This window comes from Pseudundibacterium arcticum, from assembly GCF_042646465.1.
In the GTDB taxonomy this organism is placed as follows: domain Bacteria; phylum Pseudomonadota; class Gammaproteobacteria; order Burkholderiales; family Burkholderiaceae_D; genus Undibacterium_A; species Undibacterium_A arcticum.
The window spans coordinates 100,692-119,296 of record NZ_JBHRTP010000018.1 but is presented as its reverse complement, the minus strand read 5'-3'; the positions used below and the strand labels follow the sequence as shown (position 1 = coordinate 119,296).

Genomic DNA, 18,605 nt, shown 5'->3' with positions numbered 1-18,605 from the left:
GCCGGCCGAATTTAAGCAACTGCGTAAACCCCTGCCCGGCCCAACGCCATCCAACCAGACAGAACATCATGAGCCTACGCATCCTCGCCACCGGCGGTACCTTCGACAAACACTATGACGAGATCGCCGGCAAGCTCGGCTTCGGCGACAGTCATCTGCCGGCCGTGATTGCGCGCAGCCGCATGACCGTCAAGGCGGCGCTGGAACAGCTGCCGTTGCTCGATTCGCTCGAGATGCAGGACGCCGACAGGCAGCGCGTGCTGGCGTCCTGCCGCGCCAGCGCCGAGAGCGCGATCGTCATCATCCACGGCACCGATACCATGCGCGAAACCGGCGAAGTATTAGGTAACGCCAAACTGGGCAAGACCATCATCCTGACCGGCGCCATGATCCCGTACGAGATCGCCAATTCCGACGCGCTGTTCAATCTGGGCTTCGCCTGCGGTGTCGCGCAAACCCTGCCGTCCGGCGTGTATGTCGCGATGAACGGCCAGGTGTTCGGCTGGGACAACGTGCAAAAGAACCGCGTGGCAGGTGTTTTCCAGCCGGGCTAGGGTCGGTCGGCCTGACGCAATCGCCGCGAACAATGCGCTGGACGAGGACCGATGTTGCCGGATTTGCAGTGTCAAGAGCGCGCGTTTGACCAAAAAGCCGGTGACACTGTACCGCTCAGGGATTCAACGACCGATTCCGCCTCCGTCCGACAGTCTCCTGGTTTGCAACAGCGTCCGCAAAGTCCCTTATAATCTGCCGATATTAGTGCTACGATACTCTGTATAGTATCGCTGTAGGTATTCATTCACCGATTCAACCCATTCCCTAGGAGCACTATTTTGGCTGATACCTCACTCCCGAAAGTCGTCGTCGGCACCGCGCTGACGCCGGAACAGAAGAAAGACCTGCTGCACCGTCTGGCGCGCGTCGAAGGTCAGTTGCGCGGCGTGCAGAAGCTGATTTCGCTGGCGGCGGTACCGTCCGACTGCGACGGCGTGGCGCAGCAATTAGCCGCCGCCCGCAAGGCGCTCGATCGATCGTTCGTCAACCTGCTGACCAGCTCGATGACCACCCATACCGCCGGTGCCACCAGCACCGCCGATGCCGCCGAACGCGCCAAGCACCTGGCGTCGATGCTCGACAAATTCGCCTGAGCGAAGCCGAATTGCCGCGCCATCGGGCGCAGGTTTGATCTCGTATTTTTGTATTTGCGGGGGAGTATGTGTAAAAATCTATGATATTGCTTTTGAACTCATTGGGTCTTGAAAAATACTGAGTCCTGTATTTACTTTTGGTAATACTTGCGCAAAGTCATGATGCGGGTATTCTGCATCGTGGCAAAATAGGGGTGCAGTCACGATCAGGGCGCCGCGTAGTATCGGTTTTCCTGCCAGTGCCGGACACTCTGGTGCGTCCGCCGGCACACATTATGTGGGGGGTTCTCATGCTCCGGCCGCAGCGTAATTTCCAAATCCTTGCCATCGCGGCCAGCGCCGCCTTGTTGCTGACCGCTTGCGGCGGCGGCGACAATGCAGCGAACCCGTCCACCTCGCCCAGCACGCAACAGCAGCCACCGGAAGTCGGCGCGCCGGGGATGACTGGCGATATCGCGACCGACGGTTTCAACTGGTTCAATTTCCGGCGTCAGCAACTGGCGCTGCCGGCGCTGCCACGCAATGGACTGATCGACGCCGCCGCGCGCGGCCACTCCAATTACCAGGTGCTCAACAACACCATCACCCACGACCAGACGACAGGCAACCCCGGCTTTACCGGCAAAGATATTCGGGAGCGGCTGGCCGCCGCCGGCTATATGCTGAGCCCCACCAGTTTTGCCTTTGGCGAAGTGATTTCCAAAACCAGCGGCCTGACCGGCTTCGACAATGCCGACGAACTGATACGCGCGATCTACCACCGCTTCGTGATCTTCGAACCGATGTTCAAGGAGGGCGGCGCCGGTGCCGCCACCGCCAGCAACGGCGCCACCTATTTCACCACCGACTTCGTCGCCAACAACGGTTTTGGGCCCGGCATCGGCGCCGGTCAGATCGTCGGTTACCCGTTCGACCAGCAACAGCGGATCGCAACGTCGTTCGACCACGGCACCGAAACGCCGGACCCGGTCCCGCCGTCGCTATATCCGCAATACCAGGGCATGAGCGTCGGCTATCCGGTCAGCGTGCACGCCAACCTGACACAGCGGATCGACGTCGCCAGCCAGAATTTCACCATCATGCCGATCGGCAGCACAACCCCGCTGCCGGCGCTGCTGCTGAGCTACGCGACCGATCCCGGCAGCGCCAGCGAGCCGCATCCGACGCCGATCTCGGCCGCCGCCATCATCCCGCTGACGCCGCTGGCCGCCAACACGCGCTACCAGGTCCGGTTCAGCGGCACCATCTGTAGCGCCGATATCGACACCAATCTCTGTTCGTCGGCACCGGTTGCGCTGACCCGCAGCTGGACGTTTACCACGCGCTAGGCTCGCGTTGCCTGGGCGCGCCCTGCCGCCTGCCACCCCTGTACCTGTGCTCAACCTGCGTCAATGGTGGGCGCAGATATGCGTCGGATCTGATGTGCTGCAAAATGATGCAGCATCACACGCGTATAATGAAAGGTTGTGGAAAATGGGCTGGGCAGCAACGACCAGCCGCCAGTTCAGACATGAGGGTATTGCAATGAAATGGGTCGTGGTCGCACTGTATTTACTATCGATAGCCTATCTGCATTTTCGCGGCACGGTGCGGTTGCCGGTGCTGCGGCAGCTGCTCGACCATTCGTCGATCATGGCGCCGCTGAATATGCTGATGTATGCGCTGTCGGGTGTGCCGGCGACGCCCTACTTAAAAACCGGTCAGTTCCGCGACCTGCAATTACTCCAGGACAATTGGGAAACCATTCGCGCCGAGGCGCTCCACCTGAGCAGCCTGCAAAAGATCCGCGCCGCGCAAAAGAACGACGACGCCGGCTTCAACTCCTTCTTCAAGAATGGCTGGAAACGCTTCTACCTGAAATGGTATGACGCCAGCCACCCGTCGGCCGAAGAGTTATGCCCGAAGACGGTCGCGCTGCTGCGCCAGTTGCCCAGCGTCAAGGCCGCGATGTTCGCCGAGCTCGGTCCCGACGGCAAACTCAACCCGCACCGCGACCCGTTCGCCGGTTCGCTGCGCTACCACCTCGGTCTGGTCACGCCGAACGACGACAAATGTTTCATCGAGGTCGACGGCCAGCGCTACAGCTGGCGCGACGGCCAGGCCGTGGTGTTCGACGAGACCTTCATCCACTGGGCCCACAACGGCAGCGACAGCAACCGCATCATCCTGTTCTGCGACATCGAACGCCCGATGCGCTGGCGCTGGGCGCAAGCCCTCAACCGCTGGCTCGGCAGGACCATGATGACCGCCGCCAGCTCGCCCAACGATCACGGCGACCAGACCGGTGCCATCAACAAGCTATTCCACTTCGCCTGGCTGACCGGCCAGTACCGCCGCAAGCTGAAGAACTGGAGCCGGCCGCTGTACTACGTGGTCAAGTTTGGCTTGATTGCAGGTGTGGTGGCATTGATCGTTCTGCTCTAGTGCAGCGTCACGAACGACGGGCGCGACGCAGCTGTTTCGGTAGCGGCGATGGTGATCGTGAGTAACTAATGCAAGCGTCATGCGCGTCGATGCTGACGCCGTGCCACCAGCCGCCGGATATTTCGGGCAATCAAGCGAGGAACTAGGCGCGAGCGCGAGGGATCGAACAGTGACATCACTATTTCCATGGAGGTCGACATGACGAAAATATCCGCGCTTCTGGTGTCTTGCCTGTTGACGGTAAGCGGGCTCGCCGCCGCGCAGGGCACATCCGGCGGTGTGACCGAAAGCACAGATCCCGCCAAAGCGGCTGCCGTCGAACAAAAGGCGCAACAGATGCAACAGCGATCGAGCGCGGAGCCGACGATCGCGGCGCCGCAGCCGGAGAAGCCTATGCGCAAGCATCGTATGCATAAGCAAAGACACATGAAGCACGGCGCCAAAGTAGATGCAGAGGCGAAAGACGCACCAACACAGTAACGGACGCCGCGGCGCCGCCTTGGAGTCCAGGTGAAAAAAAGACAGCAAGAGACCGACTTTTCCCTGTTGGAACTAGATCCGGCGTCCGTGGTGGATGACACGCTGCTCAGCGATCCCAATTGGGCTTATGACATCGTTATGAGCGGCGAATTGCGTGAAACCTGCCCGGAGTGCGCGGGGCATCGATTGCAATTGGTAGCGCAGCAGAAGGGAGTGACGCGGACCTGTCTGTTCTGCGACCAATGCAACCGGTGGTTTGACGCGTGCCATGCAGACGGCCGGTCGGCCCTGGCACAGATCTGATCCGATTTCGCGATACAGAATCTTGCGAACCGGCTTGTCATCGCGCCGTTCCCAGACGTTCCCATTGCTAATTCCGCCCACCTGGATACGAACCTGGACAAGCGCCGCGCGTGTCACCGCTGAATTTCATCCGCAACATTTAGGAAGATGGCAGGTTTCTCCTTATAACCCGCGCGTCCTGCCCGCCGGTGGTACCGCTTGGTGTCGCGGTCTCGGACCTTCGCTGCAGCGTGCAGCCAGCCGGCCGATAAGGCTCAACAGCTGCTAATTCCTGCCACAACGCCCGCACACGCGGACCGCCATCCATCTGACGCTCCTCGACCGGACGCTCTGCCAATATGCCGCCAAATGGGGGCTATTGCGCTCCATCTACGCCCCATTTTCGGTCATTTGCCTTGCCAGCCGCAGCTCCGCGCTGCATTGGTTTTCTTGATCCAATACCTCACAAATGACTAATTTACAAAATTCGTAGCTGCCGGCACGATGGGATCTCGCTCGCCATCAGGCTTGGCGACAGGCATTTCATCAATCTAATTACAGGACATCGCGATGACTTTTTCGATTGCGGCACGTTGTCAGCGCACCGGGGCATTCGGCGCGGCGATCAGCAGTTCCAGCCCGGCGGTCGGCAGCCGCTGCGTTTGGATCGCGCCCGGGCATGGTGTGGTCCTCAGTCAAAACATCACCGATCCGGCCATTGGCCAGGCCGGCATCGCATTGCTGGAGCAGGGTGCGGCGGCAGCGGCCGTGTTGGGCCAGCTCGCGCTCCGTGACTCTTTCGAATGGCGCCAGGTTGCGGTGCTGGATCGCAGCGGGACCACGGCGTGGAGCAGCGGCCGGCAGACGCTCGGTTGTCATCATGTGGTGGTCGGGCAAGATTGCGTCGCCGCCGGTAACCTGCTGGCCGAGACCGGCGTGATCGACGCCATGGTGGCGGCATTTGCGCAGTCCACCGACCTCGATCTGCCGCAGCGGCTGCTGGACGCGCTTGCTGCGGGGCTCGAACGCGGCGGCGAGGCTGGCCCGGTGCGCTCGGCGGCGCTCAAGGTCTGTACCGAGGAAAGCTGGCCGACCGTCGATCTGCGCGTCGATTGGGACGATGCGCCGATCGCCGCGTTGATCCGTGCCTGGGACGTCTATCGGCCGCAGATGGCGAACTACATCCTGCGCGCCCGCGATCCTTCCGGCGCGCCATCCTTCGGCGTACCCGGCGATCCGGCCTGAGAGGACGCTATGCAGATGAACCCTCCAAACCACGTAACAGCGCTCGCCATTCTGGAGCGCCTGATCGCATTCGACACCACCAGCCGCAACTCGAATCTGGCATTGATCGAATTCATTCGCGATTATCTGTTGCAGCATGGCGTGAGCAGCAGGCTGATCTTTGACGAGAGTAAAAGCAAGGCCAACCTGTATGCCACGATCGGCCCGCAGGATAAGGCGGGGATTTGTTTGTCCGGGCATACCGATGTGGTTCCGGTGGATGGTCAGCACTGGGCCTCGGCGCCGTATACGCTGACCGTGCGCGATGGCTTGGCCTACGGGCGCGGCACGGCTGACATGAAAGGTTTTATCGCCTGCGTCCTGGCAATGGTGCCGGACTTTGCCGCCCGATCCTTGCAGGTTCCGCTGCATCTGGCCTTCAGTTACGATGAAGAGGTGGGCTGCGTCGGCGTGCGTGGTCTGCTGGCGGCGCTCGAACATGAACCGTGGCGGCCGCTGGCCTGCATCATTGGCGAACCGACGTCGATGCAGGTGGCCGTGGCACACAAGGGCAAGCAAGCCTATCGCTGTACCGTGCACGGCAAGGCAGGACATTCAGCACTGACCCACCTCGGCGTCAACGCGGTCGAGTATGCCGCCAATCTGGTCGCCTTTTTGCAAAGAAAGGCCGATGAGATGAAGATCTATGGCGCACACAACGACGCATTCGTCCCGCCGCATACCACCGTGCACACCGGCAAATTCGGTGGCGGGATTGCGTTGAATGTGATCCCGGAGCATTGTGAATTCGATTTCGAAATTCGCAATCTTCCCGAGGAAGACCCCGACGTCATCATCGCCAGCATTCAATCCTATGCGCAGCATCGGCTTGAGCCCGCGATGCGGACCAGGCATCCCGCCGCCGGCATCAGCTTTGCCAAGCTGTCCTCGTATCCGGGCTTGACCGGCCAGCGTGCCGCGCCGCTGCAAAAACTTTGCTGTCAACTGGCGCAAACAGCGGACACCACCACGCTGTCCTTCGGTACCGAGGGCGGGCTGTTCGAAGCCATCGATATTCCCACCGTCGTATGCGGTCCCGGTTCGATACAGCAAGCCCATCAGGCCGACGAATATGTCGCGCTCGAACAACTCAACCTTTGCCTCGCTTTCCTGCGCGGACTGGCTGAACAAATGGATCAATCCGATTGTGATTTGGGTCCGGCTCCAGCGGCGCCGGTGACGAATTTTGCCTCGGATAATCCTAAGCAGAAGTTCAGTATCTAATATTTTACAAATGACTGGCGGCGTCCAATAATCAATCCATCGGAACTTCGAATCCGACTGCTAGGAGAACGATGATGGCACCCACCACAGTATTGGAATACAAGCACGAGAATGCGTCTGCACAAGACGTCGCGCAACAGATCGAACAACAGATCGCACAACAGGTAGCACAACAGATCGATCCGCAACTTCGAACGCGCTTTGTCGAAGCCATGGGACTCAATGCAACATCGGTCAATGTGATTACCACGGCCGGAAAATCCGGGCGCTTCGGGCTGACCGTCAGCGCTTTCAACTCAGTCTCCGCAGATCCGCCGACCCTGCTGGTGTGCATCAATCGCCGCAGTCCCGCCTGCGGCGCAATTCTGCGAAATGAAAAATTCGCAGTGAACATTCTGAATCGTGCACAACGCCACATTTCCGACACCTTCGCCGGCCGTCCGACTTGCGGTGAAGCCTTTGATTTTTCCTGCTGCGAATGGGCCGATGGCATCACCGGCATACCGGTCATCAAGGATGCCGTGGCCTCGTTTGAATGCCAGGTGGAAGCGGTACACGATATCGGCTCGCATACGGTTTTCATAGGCCGTGCCGTAGCGGTGGAGAAATCCGATCAGCAACCGCTTATGTATTCGCGTCGCGGCTATAGCCATTTATCACCGTAGAAATACCTCAGCACATTCGAAATGCATCAAGCAATTTCACCACATTCAAGGAGTAGCAAATGATCAGGACCGGCGAAGAATACAAGGCATCCATACGCGACAACCGCGAAGTCTGGATCGATGGCGAGCGCGTTAAAGATATCACCATCCATCCATCCTTCAAGCCGATCATCGACGTGCGTGCACGCATCTACGATCTGGCGCATGAAGCGGCAACGCGCGATGTGATGAGCTATGTCGATGTCGCCACCGGCGAACGTAACGCGATCGGCCTCAAGCTGCCGCGCACGCAACAGGACTGGCACGATAAGCGGCGCGCGGTCGATACCGTGATGGATGATATCGGCGGCATCGTGACACGAGTCGGCGATGAAACGATCGGTGAAATGTGGTCGCTGTATGACGGTAAGGATGTGCTCAATGAAGTCGATCCGCGCTTCGCCGAAAACATCGAGCGGCATATTCACAAGGCGCTGTACGCCGACCCGTTCCATGTCTCGGCCAACACCGATCCCAAAGGCGACCGCTCCAAGCCGCCGCAGGAGCAGGACCCGGACTCGCTGTTGCATGTGGTGAAGGAAACCGATGCCGGCATCATCGTGCGCGGCGCGAAATACGAAACCGCGGCAGCCTATTCCAACCAGGCGTTCGTCAAACCGACCATCGCCAACTGGGGCGAGGCCAAGCTGTCCGACTATGCGGTCGGTTTTGTCTGCGACATGGGCGCGCCGGGAATCAAGCATATCTGCCGTTCTGGCTTCGTCGGCCGGGCGCCGATTGAAGACTACCCGCTGTCGAACCGGTTTGATGAAATCGACACGCTGGTGATTTTCGACAATGTACTGATTCCCTGGGAAGATGTGTTGTTCTATCAGCATACCCGGGCCGCGACATTCATTCGCTCGACCTTGCATCGCTACAGTGCATTCGCCTGGGTCCAACGGGCATTGCGGATGGCTGATCTGATGATAGGCGCAGCGCTATTCAATGTGCGCCAGACCGGTCTCGAAAAACAGCAGGCAGTGCAGGAAAAATTGGCCGCGCTGGCGGTCTATCGGGAAACCATCAATGCGCATTTGACCGCCTCGATCGCCACCGGGGAAAGCAGCCCGTCCGGATTGTTGATGCCCAACCAGTCGCTGTTGTACACCGGACGCGTGCAAGCCTGCACCCAGTTGCCGGCCATGATGCACCTGGCCCGCGAGCTGTGCGGCGGACAGATTTGCGTCACCCCTTCGGCCGCCTCTTTCGATAACCCTGAAATCGGCAAATGGATGGACAAGTACTATTCCATCAATGAAAACTGGATTTCCGATGACCGGCGCAAGCTGCTGGCGTTCGGCCGCGATTTGCTGAACTCCGATTACGCGGGGCATCGTTTGACATTCCAGCTGTTCGCGCAATCGCCGCCGTTTGCACATTTGAACGCGGTGTATCGCAATTTCGATTTCAAGCCGGCGCTTGGCTACGTCAAAAAAGCCGCCGGCTTATCGGATCGCGTTACGGGTCTGCAAGCTGAACCACGTCTCAGAAAAATAGCCTAGGAGTTCACGCGCATGACCCATACCAGAATACGTAAATTCAATACCAAAGACACTTATCCGGAACAAAAACTGGACAACGATCTGTGTCAGGCCGTGGTCGCCAATAACACTGTCTACGTGCGAGGACAAATCGGCCAGGATCTCGATACGCGGGAGTCGGTCGGGGTCGGCGACGTCGCGCTGCAAGCGGAACAGGCGATGGCCAATATCAAGATGCTGCTGGAAGAGTGCGGCAGCCGGCTCGATCACATTTGCAAGATCACGATTTACCTGACCGATGTCCGCTACCGGGAGGCGGTCTACAACGTAACAGGGCGCTGGTTAAAAGGGGTGTTTCCGGTATCGACCGGCCTGGTCGTGACTGCGCTGGCGCGTCCCGAGTGGCTGGTTGAAATCGATGTCACTGCCGTGATTCCGCAAGCGGATAAATAGGGAAGAGTAATGCGTTTTTATGACGTGTCGTTGACGCTCTAGCAGAAGAAAACGCTGCCCCGAATTGGATCAGGATGGCGCTGATTTGGGGCAAAAATAAAGGCTTGAAATGAACTGGTCCTATTTCAACGGATTCATGTCGTTGTGCCTTTCTACGCCTTGAAATTGTCGTATTTTCGCGATTTTTGCTGGCATGGGAATTGCTGATGGACTGATGCGAAAAAGGCGGACTCAGGATGCAGTCTGGTAGCAAGAGGCACACCCACAAGCGGGAGGTAGAAAATTGAATCAGACAAGCGCAGCAGCAAGGGCAAGCAATGACAACCTGGTCGAATTTCGCGGCGTCAAGAAAACCTATGACGGCGAGAATCTGGTGGTCAAGCATCTCGACCTGAATATTCGGAGCGGTGAATTTCTGACCTTGCTGGGGCCGTCCGGCTCCGGCAAGACCACCTGCCTGATGATGCTGGCCGGGTTCGAATTTCCGACCGGTGGCGAGATCCGCCTCGACGGCCAATTGCTGAACAAGGTGCCGCCGCACAAGCGCAACATCGGCATGGTGTTCCAGAACTATGCGCTGTTTCCGCACATGACCGTGGGCCAAAACGTTGCGTATCCATTGCAGGTGCGTGGCATGGCCAGCAGCGCGCGCGCGGCGAAGGTCAAGAAGGCGCTCGACATGGTGCAGATGGGGAAATTTTCGGAACGCTATCCGGCCCAGCTGTCCGGCGGCCAGCAGCAGCGCATCGCACTGGCGCGCGCCCTGGTATTCGATCCGAAACTGGTGCTGATGGACGAGCCGCTCGGCGCGTTGGATAAACAGCTGCGCGAGCACATGCAGCTCGAGCTGAAAGCGCTGCACAAGCGGCTCGGCGTCACCTTCGTGTATGTCACGCACGACCAGAGCGAGGCGCTGACCATGTCGGACCGCGTGGCGGTATTCGATCAAGGCGTGGTCCAGCAACTGGCGGTGGTCGACCGCCTGTACGAATACCCCGACAACCAGTTCGTGGCCGGCTTCATCGGCGACAACAATCGCTTCGCTGGCACGGTGGAGGCGCTGGCCGGAGAGCACTGTTCGCTGCGCCTGCCGGATGGCGCGGTATTGCGCGGCGCGAATGCCAGCGGCGCCTACGCCGGCCAAGCTGGTATCGCCTGTATCCGTCCTGAACGGATTCGAATCGTGCCGCTGGATGCCTCTCCGAAAAACACTTTGCGCGCCACCGTAGCGGGTTTGATCTATTTTGGCGATCACGTGCGCGTGCGTTGTTCGACGGCGCAACAAGATGATTGTTTCGTCAAACTGACGCTGAACGATCCGGCGCTGACCGGTTTGCAGGAAGGCACCCAGGTCGCGCTGGAGATCGACCCCGAGCGCTTGCGTATTTTTACCTGATTGCTTTCATTATTTCCCCACCCACCACCCCTGCCACCAATAAAGAGGAATTGAAATGAAATTGTTATTGAAACCCATCTTGGCCAGCGCTGCATTGTCAATCGGTCTGGCGCATGCGGCAGAAGTCACGGTCGTCAATTTTGGCGGGGCCAACAGCAACGCGCAAAAAACAGCGTATGTCGAGCCGTTCCAGACCACCAGTGGCAACAAAGTGATCGTAGTGGAATACAACGGCGAGCTGGCGAAAGTCAAAGCCATGGTCGAAGCCGGTAAAGTCAGCTGGGATGTGGTCGATGTCGAGTCCGGCGTGATCGGCCGTGCCTGTGAAGAGGGCCTGCTGGAAAAAATCGACTACAGCAAGATCGGCAGGAAGAGCGATTTCATGCCGGAAGCGATCCACGAATGCGGCATCGGCGCATACGCGTGGTCGACGGTACTGGCCTACAACGCCGACAAGATGAAGGTGGCACCGAAGAATTGGGCCGACTTCTGGAACGTCGCTAAATTCCCAGGCAAACGCGGCATGCGCAAAGGCGCCCGCTACAACCTGGAATTTGCGCTGATGGCCGATGGCGTGCCGACCAAGGAAGTCTATAAAGTGCTGGCCACCAAGGCCGGCGTCGAGCGCGCGTTCAAGAAACTCGATGACCTGAAGGCCAACATCCAGTGGTGGGAGGCCGGCGCGCAGCCGCCGCAGTTCCTGGTGGCAGGCGACGTCGTGATGTCGACCGCGTACAACGGCCGCATCGATTCGGCCCAGCGTGAAGGCAAGCATCTGAAGGTCACCTGGGCCGGCAGCATCTACGACCTCGATTACTGGGTGATTCCGAAGGGCACGCCGAACAAGGCGCTGGCGGAAAAATTCATCGCGTTTGCCAGCACTCCGGAAGCACAAAAAGTCTATGCCAGCAATATCGCCTACGGTCCGGTCAACAATAACGCATTGAAGCTGCTCGACGCCAAGACGCTGGCCGACCTGCCGACCTCGACCAATAATGCCAAGGACGCGGTACAGCAGAATCTGCAGTTCTGGACCGATCATGGCGAAGATCTGGAGCAGCGTTTCACAGCCTGGGCTGCACGGTAAATCTGTCATCGCCTGTCGGGAACTTTTGTTCCCGACAGGTTTAGATGCAGCATCGGTGCATTATTTTGGTATTTTTTTGTTTTGACATATAGATCAATATGATTTCTCTGGCATCCGGTGCTCCGGCCGATATTGCGCTCGCCAAGCCCGCTGTGTCGCAGCTCAAGCGCGACCTGCACAAGGCGCTACTGCGCAAGCGGATCGCTGCGCTCACGCTGATTGCACCGCTGGCGATCTTCTTGCTGGTGACCTTCGTGGTGCCGATCGCGGTGCTGCTGACGCGCGCGATCGCCAATCCCGAAATCGCCTCGACCCTGCCGCACACGGTCGCCGCGCTGTCCGGCTGGGACCGGAAATCGGCGCCGCCGGATGTCGCCTACGCCGCACTGGCCGACGATCTGGCCAAGGCCGCCGCCGACAACACCACCGGCGCGCTGGCACGGCGCATCAATGCGGAACTGCCCGGCGCCCGTTCGGTCATCCTGAAGACCGCGCGCGCCTTGCCATTGAAGGATGCCGACGGCAAGCCGCTGCCGGCGAGCGCCATCCAGCCAGCGCTGGTCAACCTCGACGAGCAATGGGGCCAGCTGGCCACCTGGCAGGTGATCGCCAAGAACGGCGCGCGTTACTCGCCGTATTATGTGCTGGCCGCGCTCGACCTGAAGCAGGATGCCTTCGGCCAGGTGCACAATGCCGACGAGAGCGAGTCGGCGTTTCGCAAGATTTTCGGGCGCACCTTCCTGATCAGCCTGGTCGTGACGCTGTGCACCCTGGTGATCGGCTATCCGCTCGCGTACTGGCTGTCGACCATGTCGGAGCGGCGCGCCAACCTGTTCATGATCCTGGTGCTGATCCCGTTCTGGACCTCGATCCTGGTGCGCGTTGCGGCCTGGATCGTGCTGCTGCAATCGGAAGGCCTGGTCAACAAGGCGCTGATGGCGCTCGGCCTGACCCAGGCGCCGCTGGAACTGCTGTTCAACCGGATCGGCGTGTACATCTCGATGACCCACATCCTGCTGCCGTTCATGATCCTGCCGCTGTACAGCGTGATGAAATCGATTCCGCCGACCTACATGCAGGCCGCGATCTCGCTCGGCAGCCATCCGTTCGCCGCATTCTGGCGCGTGTACGTGCCGCAGACTTACCCGGGCGTCGGCGCCGGCGGCCTCCTGGTGTTCATCCTCGCGCTCGGCTACTACATCACGCCGGCGCTGCTGGGCGGCCCGAACGAGCAGATGGTCAGCTACTACGTCGCCTATTTCACCAACCTCACCATCAACTGGGGCATGGCCTGCGCGCTCGGCGCCCTGCTGTTTGCGGCGACGCTGGTGCTGTATGCGGTGTATCGGCGCTTCGCCAAAATCGACGTGAGCATGGGTTAGCTGATGGATATCGCTATTAATTGGTTTGTCGTCCCAGTGCACGCTGGGACCCAGTGGCGTATTTGGCATCTGGCAGCATCTTGCCCATTGTTTCGCGTTAAAACGGCGGGCTTTTTTCGTACCTCAAGCACTCACGGTGCGTGACGAACGACACTGGATTCCAGCGTCCGCTGGAATGACCCGGATTTTGAATTTGTAGAGGCGCCCTGATGATCAAATCCTTGCCCTTATTTCCGCCGTATGTGTCGTTACCAGAGCGCATCTGGTTCTTCCTGCTGCGCGGCTTCAACCTGCTGGTGCTGGTGTTTCTGGTATTGCCGATCCTGGTGATCATTCCGTTGTCGTTTTCCGACAGCAGCTTCCTGTCGTATCCGATGCCCGGCGTGTCGCTGCGCTGGTACGACAACCTGATCCATTCGGAAGAGTGGATCCGCGCCGCCAAGAACAGCTTCATCGTCGCACCGCTGGCGACCGTCATCGCGACCGTGCTCGGCACCTTGGCGGCGGTCGGCCTGAACAAGGCCGATTTCACCGGCAAGGGGCTGCTGATGGCGATCCTGATCTCGCCGATGGTGGTGCCGGTGGTGGTGGTCGGCGTCGGCGTCTACCTGTTCTTCGCGCAGATCGGCCTGGCCGACAGCTATACCGGCCTGATCCTGGCGCACGCCGCATTGGGCGCGCCGTTCGTCGTCACCACGGTGTCGGCCACGCTGCAGGGCTTCAACCACAACCTGGTGCGCGCCAGCATGAGTCTCGGCGCCGGTCCACTGCGCACGTTCTGGCGCATCACGCTGCCGGTGATCGCGCCGGGCCTGATTTCCGGCGCGCTGTTTGCGTTCGCCACCTCGTTCGACGAAGTGGTGATCACGCTGTTCGTCGCCGGCCCGCAGCAAACCACGTTGCCGCGCCAGATGTTTACCGGCATCAAGGAAAACATCAGCCCGACCATCGCCGCGCTCGCTACTATACTGATCGTATTCTCTACCTGCCTGTTACTGGTTCTTGAATGGTTGCGCGGGCGTAACAAGGCCGCGGCCAAGATATAAGCGCGCGCGAATCTCTGAAACGCGTCTCTGAAACGCGGACCTTGCCGCATTTGACGCAGCACCTTGCAGATGCGCCTAGCGGATTTGCAAAAGAGTGGTTCTCATGTTAAAGAATAGCTTTTAGCCCGGCTAGAATTTATCTCCATGATCGACCACAATGCCGTCCCGTTTTCCCTGCGTCAGATTCGATACTTCCTGGCTACTGCGGAGACGCTCTCGATCACCGAGGCGGCACATCGGCTGCACATTTCCCAGCCATCGGTATCGACCACCATCTCGGCGCTGGAAGAGATGTTCGGCACCCAACTGTTCATCCGCCATCATGCACAGGGCATGTCGCTGACGCCCGCCGGGCGTCTGCTGGCCAGCGAGGCGCGGGCCTTGCTGAAGCAGTCGGAAGAATTAAATGCGACCCTGAAAGAGTTTTCGAACACCAGCAGCACCGGCACGCTCGAGGTCGGCTTTCTGGTCACCTTGGCACCGATGTTGATGCCGACGCTGACCAAGGGATTTACGGATCGTTTCCCGAATGTGCGGGTGACGCCGACCGAAGGCAATCACGCTTTCCTGCTCGACTCGTTGCGCACCGGTTTGCTCGATTGCGTGGTGACCTATGACTTCAGCCTACTACCTGAACTGAACTTCCATTCGATCATCGAACTGCCGCCTTTCGTGTTACTGCCGCCTGAGCACCGGCTCGCGAAAAACGCATCGGTGACACTGGTGGAACTGGCAGACGAGCCGATGGTGCAGCTCGATCTGCCGTTGAGCCGCGAGTACTTCAATTCACTGTTTGTACGAGCCGGCCTGCAACCAAGCGTCGCCTACCGCTCTGCATTCGCCGACGTGGTGCACGCCATGGTCGCCGCGGGTTTTGGGTATACGCTTTGGAATTTTCCATTGCACAACATGATGACGGCCAGCGGCAACCGTTTTATCAGCCGGCCACTCGAACCGGGCCTGCTGCCGGCGCGACTGGGGCTGGTATCACTTGAATCGGATCGTCCGCGCAAGGTCGTGCGCACCTTCCATGATCATTGCATCGCGACCTTAACGGACGGCATTCCGGATCTGGTGGCAGCCATAGGACTTCTAACGAATTAACCGGCTGGCACGACGTTGTCGCGCCAGTCCCGGTCGAATATAAAGTTAGGCAGGTTAAGTCGTGCCCACCCTCTTTTATTTACGGCACGAGGGTGGAAGCTGCGTCGGCTTCAGGCCTGCACCGTTTGTGCAGCCCCAGGTGATGCGACCTTCGGCGTCGGCTGCGGGCATGAAGATGAGTTCGCCTTGTTTGGTGCTGACGGTGAGCACCATCTGCTTAGGGGCGAGCTGCAGCCGGGTACCATCGGCCAGTTGCGACGGAACACCAGCAATGTATAGCGATTCGGGAATCTTCTTGTTGGACTGGTAGTAGTTGCCCAGCGCCTCGCGCGCGCCCTGCGATCCGATCATGGCGGCGCTGACCTTGGCCCTGACCGTGTAGTCCTGATACGCCGGCAGGGCCACGGCAGCCAGCATGCCGACGATGTAGACGAGCATCAGCAAGCCGAAGCCTGCACCCAAGCGCCCGGCATACGGAACGAACAAAGCCAGGAGGTAGGCGAAGCCACTGCGCGGGGGCATTGACGCTCCGGTGTCCATCACGCGGGCTGCGCGCTTAGTCAGCCAAGGGTAGCCGGCGGTCAGTTCGTGAAATGACATCCAGAAGCCCGACGAATGGTTCGCTTGGCGGAGATAGGCATTGACGTCGAGCTTTTCCCAGCGTTCGGCACCAGCTGACAATGCGGCCAACGCCCGCGCTGCACCCTCGGGCGATTCGCTGCATGCCAGCCCGTGTCGATCGCAGGTGCTCTCGCGAGCGCGGGAATAGGCCGCGCCGAGCAGAGGCAACCACAGCGCCGGCCAGCGCAACAGGTGACCGCTCAGGTGCTTCATTCGCAAGTGTCCGAGCTCGTGGCCGATGTAGAAACGAACGCCCTCGGCATGCTTATCCATCGCATCAACTACGTCCGACATCAGCACGACGAACTGTGTGCCGAGGTACTTGGTGGCGAACGCATTGAGGCCGCCATTGCCATTCAGGATGTAGGCCTGCGGGCGCGTCTTCATCTGTAGTCGATCGCAACAAGCGGTAAATTGCGCGTGCAGGTCGGGGAACTGGTCTTCTGACAGTTCGACTCCATTGCCCTTGATGTGCGCGATCAGCGCGGATTGTACGAACAGGTACAGCACAAAACCAAGCGCCAGCCCGATTAATGCGACACCGAAGGTGCCGACGATTAAGCCTAGCCAGATCAGCAGGCCGATAACCAGCGTGATGGCGGCGAGCGTGCGCTCGCGTGGATAAACGAGTTCGTTCACGTTTTATTCCTTTTAAATTGCGCTGCTGAGTTATTTAGACGATTGCTGGATGGAAGCTGCCGGCTAACCTGAAGTTGTCACAAATCGCAACATGGCAATTTAACATGGGAAGTTGCCACTCAACAAGTAAATGCAATGTCACGGAGAGCGGCTTGAATCTTGGCGACCCAGATTAAAACTCGCTGCCTTCTCGCAGGTAAAACGCTGGAAAAGTTGGCGAACTTGGACACGCCTGAAATACCAATTATTTCCCAATACAAAACCGGCTAAATATCACCCCTAGCAAATCATCCGACGAAAACGCGCCGGTGATGCTCGACAGCTGGTCCTGCGCCAGCCGCAACTCTTCCGCGAACAGATCGAGCGACTGATCGCTGTGTGACGCGTGCTCGGCTGCATTGCTCAGGTGCTCGCGCGCGGCTTTTAAGGCGATCAGGTGGCGTTCGCGCGCCAGGTACAGCGATTCGCCGGTCTGCTGCCAGCCGGCGATGCGCAGCAGTTCGGCGCGCAGCAGGTCGATGCCCTGCCCCTCATGCGCCGACAGGTAGACGTGGGTCGCGTCGGGCGTCTGCTCGACCGACGGCTGGTGGCCGGACAGGTCGATCTTGTTCCACACCCGCAGCACCGGCACATTGGCCGGAAAGCGCGCCACGATCGCTTCGTCGGCGCGGGTCGGTCCCTGGTCGGCGTCCAGCAGATGCAGGATCACGTCGGCCTTGCCGACCTCGGCCCAGGTGCGTTCGATGCCGATCCGTTCGACCTCGTCGCCGTCCTCGGCCACGGTGCGGATGCCGGCGGTGTCGATGATGTTGAGCGGGATGCCTTCGATCTGGATGGTTTCGGTGACCTTGTCGCGGGTGGTGCCGGCAATCGCGGTGACGATCGCGACGTCGGCGCCGGCCAGTGCATTCAGCAGCGACGACTTGCCGACGTTGGGCTGGCCGGCCAGCACGATGTTCAGGCCTTCGCGCAGCAGCGCGCCTTGCGCGGCCTGGCGCAATACCTGATCGAGCGTGGCGCGAATGCCGGCCAGTTGGCCGCGCGCATCGGACTGCTCTAGAAAATCGATTTCTTCTTCTGGAAAATCGAGCGTCGCCTCGACCAGCATGCGCAGGTGCGTGACGCGTTCGACCAGCGCGTGGATCGTCTTTGAAAACGCGCCGGCCAACGATTGCGAGGCCGACCTGGCGGCCGCTTCGGTCGACGCCTCGATCAGGTCGGCCACCGCTTCGGCCTGCGCCAGATCGAGCTTGTCGTTCAGAAAGGCGCGCCGCGTGAATTCGCCCGGCTCGGCTAGTCGCAGGCCGATTTCCTTGCCGGCATCGAGGCAGCGCGCCAGCAACATCTGCAGCACCACCGGTCCGCCATGACCTTGCAGTTCGAGCACGTCTTCGCCGGTGTAGGAGTGCGGTCCCTTGAAATGGATCGCGATGCCCTGGTCGATCACGCTGCCGTCGGCGTTGGTAAATGGCAGATACGTTGCGTGACGCGGTTTCAAGGTCTTGGCGCCGGGACCGAACAGCGCGTCGATCAGCGCCGACAGGTTTTTACCGGAGGCGCGTACCACGCCGATGCCGCCGCGGCCGGGGGCGGTGGCGATGGCGGCGATGGGGGAGTTATCGAGATTCATGTCGCGATTTTATCGTCATTGAAGAGCACACCAAGCGGAATCGCCATGAAAAAAGCCCATGCAAGCACGGGCCTTTCCTCAGCGGGGCAATCAAGTGAAGATCGTTGCAGGATCTGGCTTTTAGCCCCTTCCCCCTTTGAGGGGGAAGGTTGGGATGGGGGGGCAGTGGTCGAGCGACAACGTGCAATATTCATCGACCGCACTACCCCCACCCCCA

Annotated in this window: 18 protein-coding genes; 16 read left to right on the top strand and 2 right to left on the bottom strand. The window is 59.7% G+C overall.

Going from position 1 to position 18,605, the window contains the following annotated elements:
* Nucleotides 1-68: 68 nt before the first annotated feature.
* The 16 genes from ACFOFO_RS06800 to ACFOFO_RS06725 all read left to right on the top strand — a co-directional run bounded on the left by ACFOFO_RS06800 (nt 69) and on the right by ACFOFO_RS06725 (nt 15,498).
* The gene (locus ACFOFO_RS06800; protein ID WP_390331216.1) at nt 69-554 is read left to right on the top strand and encodes an asparaginase domain-containing protein; all 486 of its coding nucleotides are present in this window, start codon (nt 69-71) and stop codon (nt 552-554) included.
* A gap of 279 nt (nt 555-833) precedes the next feature.
* Complete coding sequence (locus tag ACFOFO_RS06795) at nt 834-1,148, top strand: metal-sensitive transcriptional regulator (protein ID WP_390321584.1); 315 nt, start codon at nt 834-836, stop codon at nt 1,146-1,148.
* 290 nt (nt 1,149-1,438) lie between these two features.
* Nucleotides 1,439-2,476: a CAP domain-containing protein gene (locus ACFOFO_RS06790; RefSeq protein WP_390331214.1), complete on the top strand. Its 1,038-nt coding sequence runs from the start codon at nt 1,439-1,441 to the stop codon at nt 2,474-2,476.
* Between the two features lie 196 nt (nt 2,477-2,672).
* Nucleotides 2,673-3,572, top strand: coding sequence for a lipid A hydroxylase LpxO (gene lpxO, locus ACFOFO_RS06785; protein ID WP_390321588.1), 900 nt, complete (start codon nt 2,673-2,675; stop codon nt 3,570-3,572).
* Nucleotides 3,573-3,770: 198 nt separating this feature from the next.
* On the top strand, nt 3,771-4,052 hold the full coding sequence (locus tag ACFOFO_RS06780; RefSeq protein WP_390331212.1) for a hypothetical protein: 282 nt from the start codon (nt 3,771-3,773) through the stop codon (nt 4,050-4,052).
* 30 nt (nt 4,053-4,082) lie between these two features.
* Nucleotides 4,083-4,355 (top strand): hypothetical protein, encoded by a 273-nt coding sequence (locus tag ACFOFO_RS06775; RefSeq protein ID WP_390321592.1) that lies wholly within the window; start codon nt 4,083-4,085, stop codon nt 4,353-4,355.
* Between the two features lie 549 nt (nt 4,356-4,904).
* Nucleotides 4,905-5,579, top strand: a complete 675-nt coding sequence (locus tag ACFOFO_RS06770) for a DUF1028 domain-containing protein (RefSeq protein WP_390321594.1) — start codon at nt 4,905-4,907, stop codon at nt 5,577-5,579.
* Between the two features lie 15 nt (nt 5,580-5,594).
* Nucleotides 5,595-6,842, top strand: a complete 1,248-nt coding sequence (argE, locus tag ACFOFO_RS06765) for an acetylornithine deacetylase (protein WP_390331211.1) — start codon at nt 5,595-5,597, stop codon at nt 6,840-6,842.
* A 71-nt stretch (nt 6,843-6,913) separates the two neighbouring features.
* On the top strand, nt 6,914-7,507 hold the full coding sequence (locus ACFOFO_RS06760) for a flavin reductase family protein (RefSeq protein ID WP_390331210.1): 594 nt from the start codon (nt 6,914-6,916) through the stop codon (nt 7,505-7,507).
* Nucleotides 7,508-7,566: 59 nt separating this feature from the next.
* Complete coding sequence (locus ACFOFO_RS06755; protein WP_390331209.1) at nt 7,567-9,051, top strand: 4-hydroxyphenylacetate 3-hydroxylase family protein; 1,485 nt, start codon at nt 7,567-7,569, stop codon at nt 9,049-9,051.
* Nucleotides 9,052-9,063: 12 nt separating this feature from the next.
* Nucleotides 9,064-9,483, top strand: a complete 420-nt coding sequence (locus ACFOFO_RS06750) for a RidA family protein (protein ID WP_390321606.1) — start codon at nt 9,064-9,066, stop codon at nt 9,481-9,483.
* Between the two features lie 283 nt (nt 9,484-9,766).
* Nucleotides 9,767-10,879: an ABC transporter ATP-binding protein gene (locus tag ACFOFO_RS06745; RefSeq protein ID WP_390331208.1), complete on the top strand. Its 1,113-nt coding sequence runs from the start codon at nt 9,767-9,769 to the stop codon at nt 10,877-10,879.
* Between the two features lie 55 nt (nt 10,880-10,934).
* Complete coding sequence (locus ACFOFO_RS06740) at nt 10,935-11,966, top strand: ABC transporter substrate-binding protein (RefSeq protein ID WP_390331206.1); 1,032 nt, start codon at nt 10,935-10,937, stop codon at nt 11,964-11,966.
* 98 nt (nt 11,967-12,064) lie between these two features.
* Entirely contained in the window at nt 12,065-13,348 is a 1,284-nt protein-coding gene (locus tag ACFOFO_RS06735) for an ABC transporter permease (protein WP_390321608.1), read from the top strand.
* A gap of 209 nt (nt 13,349-13,557) precedes the next feature.
* Nucleotides 13,558-14,394: an ABC transporter permease gene (locus ACFOFO_RS06730; RefSeq protein WP_390321610.1), complete on the top strand. Its 837-nt coding sequence runs from the start codon at nt 13,558-13,560 to the stop codon at nt 14,392-14,394.
* A gap of 144 nt (nt 14,395-14,538) precedes the next feature.
* Nucleotides 14,539-15,498 (top strand): LysR family transcriptional regulator, encoded by a 960-nt coding sequence (locus ACFOFO_RS06725; protein ID WP_390331204.1) that lies wholly within the window; start codon nt 14,539-14,541, stop codon nt 15,496-15,498.
* Between the two features lie 75 nt (nt 15,499-15,573).
* On the opposite strand, the gene ACFOFO_RS06720 is transcribed toward ACFOFO_RS06725, so the two are convergent.
* Nucleotides 15,574-16,758 (bottom strand): M48 family metalloprotease, encoded by a 1,185-nt coding sequence (locus tag ACFOFO_RS06720; RefSeq protein ID WP_390321614.1) that lies wholly within the window; start codon nt 16,756-16,758, stop codon nt 15,574-15,576.
* A 244-nt stretch (nt 16,759-17,002) separates the two neighbouring features.
* Nucleotides 17,003-18,388: a tRNA uridine-5-carboxymethylaminomethyl(34) synthesis GTPase MnmE gene (gene mnmE / locus ACFOFO_RS06715; RefSeq protein ID WP_390321616.1), complete on the bottom strand. Its 1,386-nt coding sequence runs from the start codon at nt 18,386-18,388 to the stop codon at nt 17,003-17,005.
* Nucleotides 18,389-18,605 lie beyond the last annotated feature (217 nt).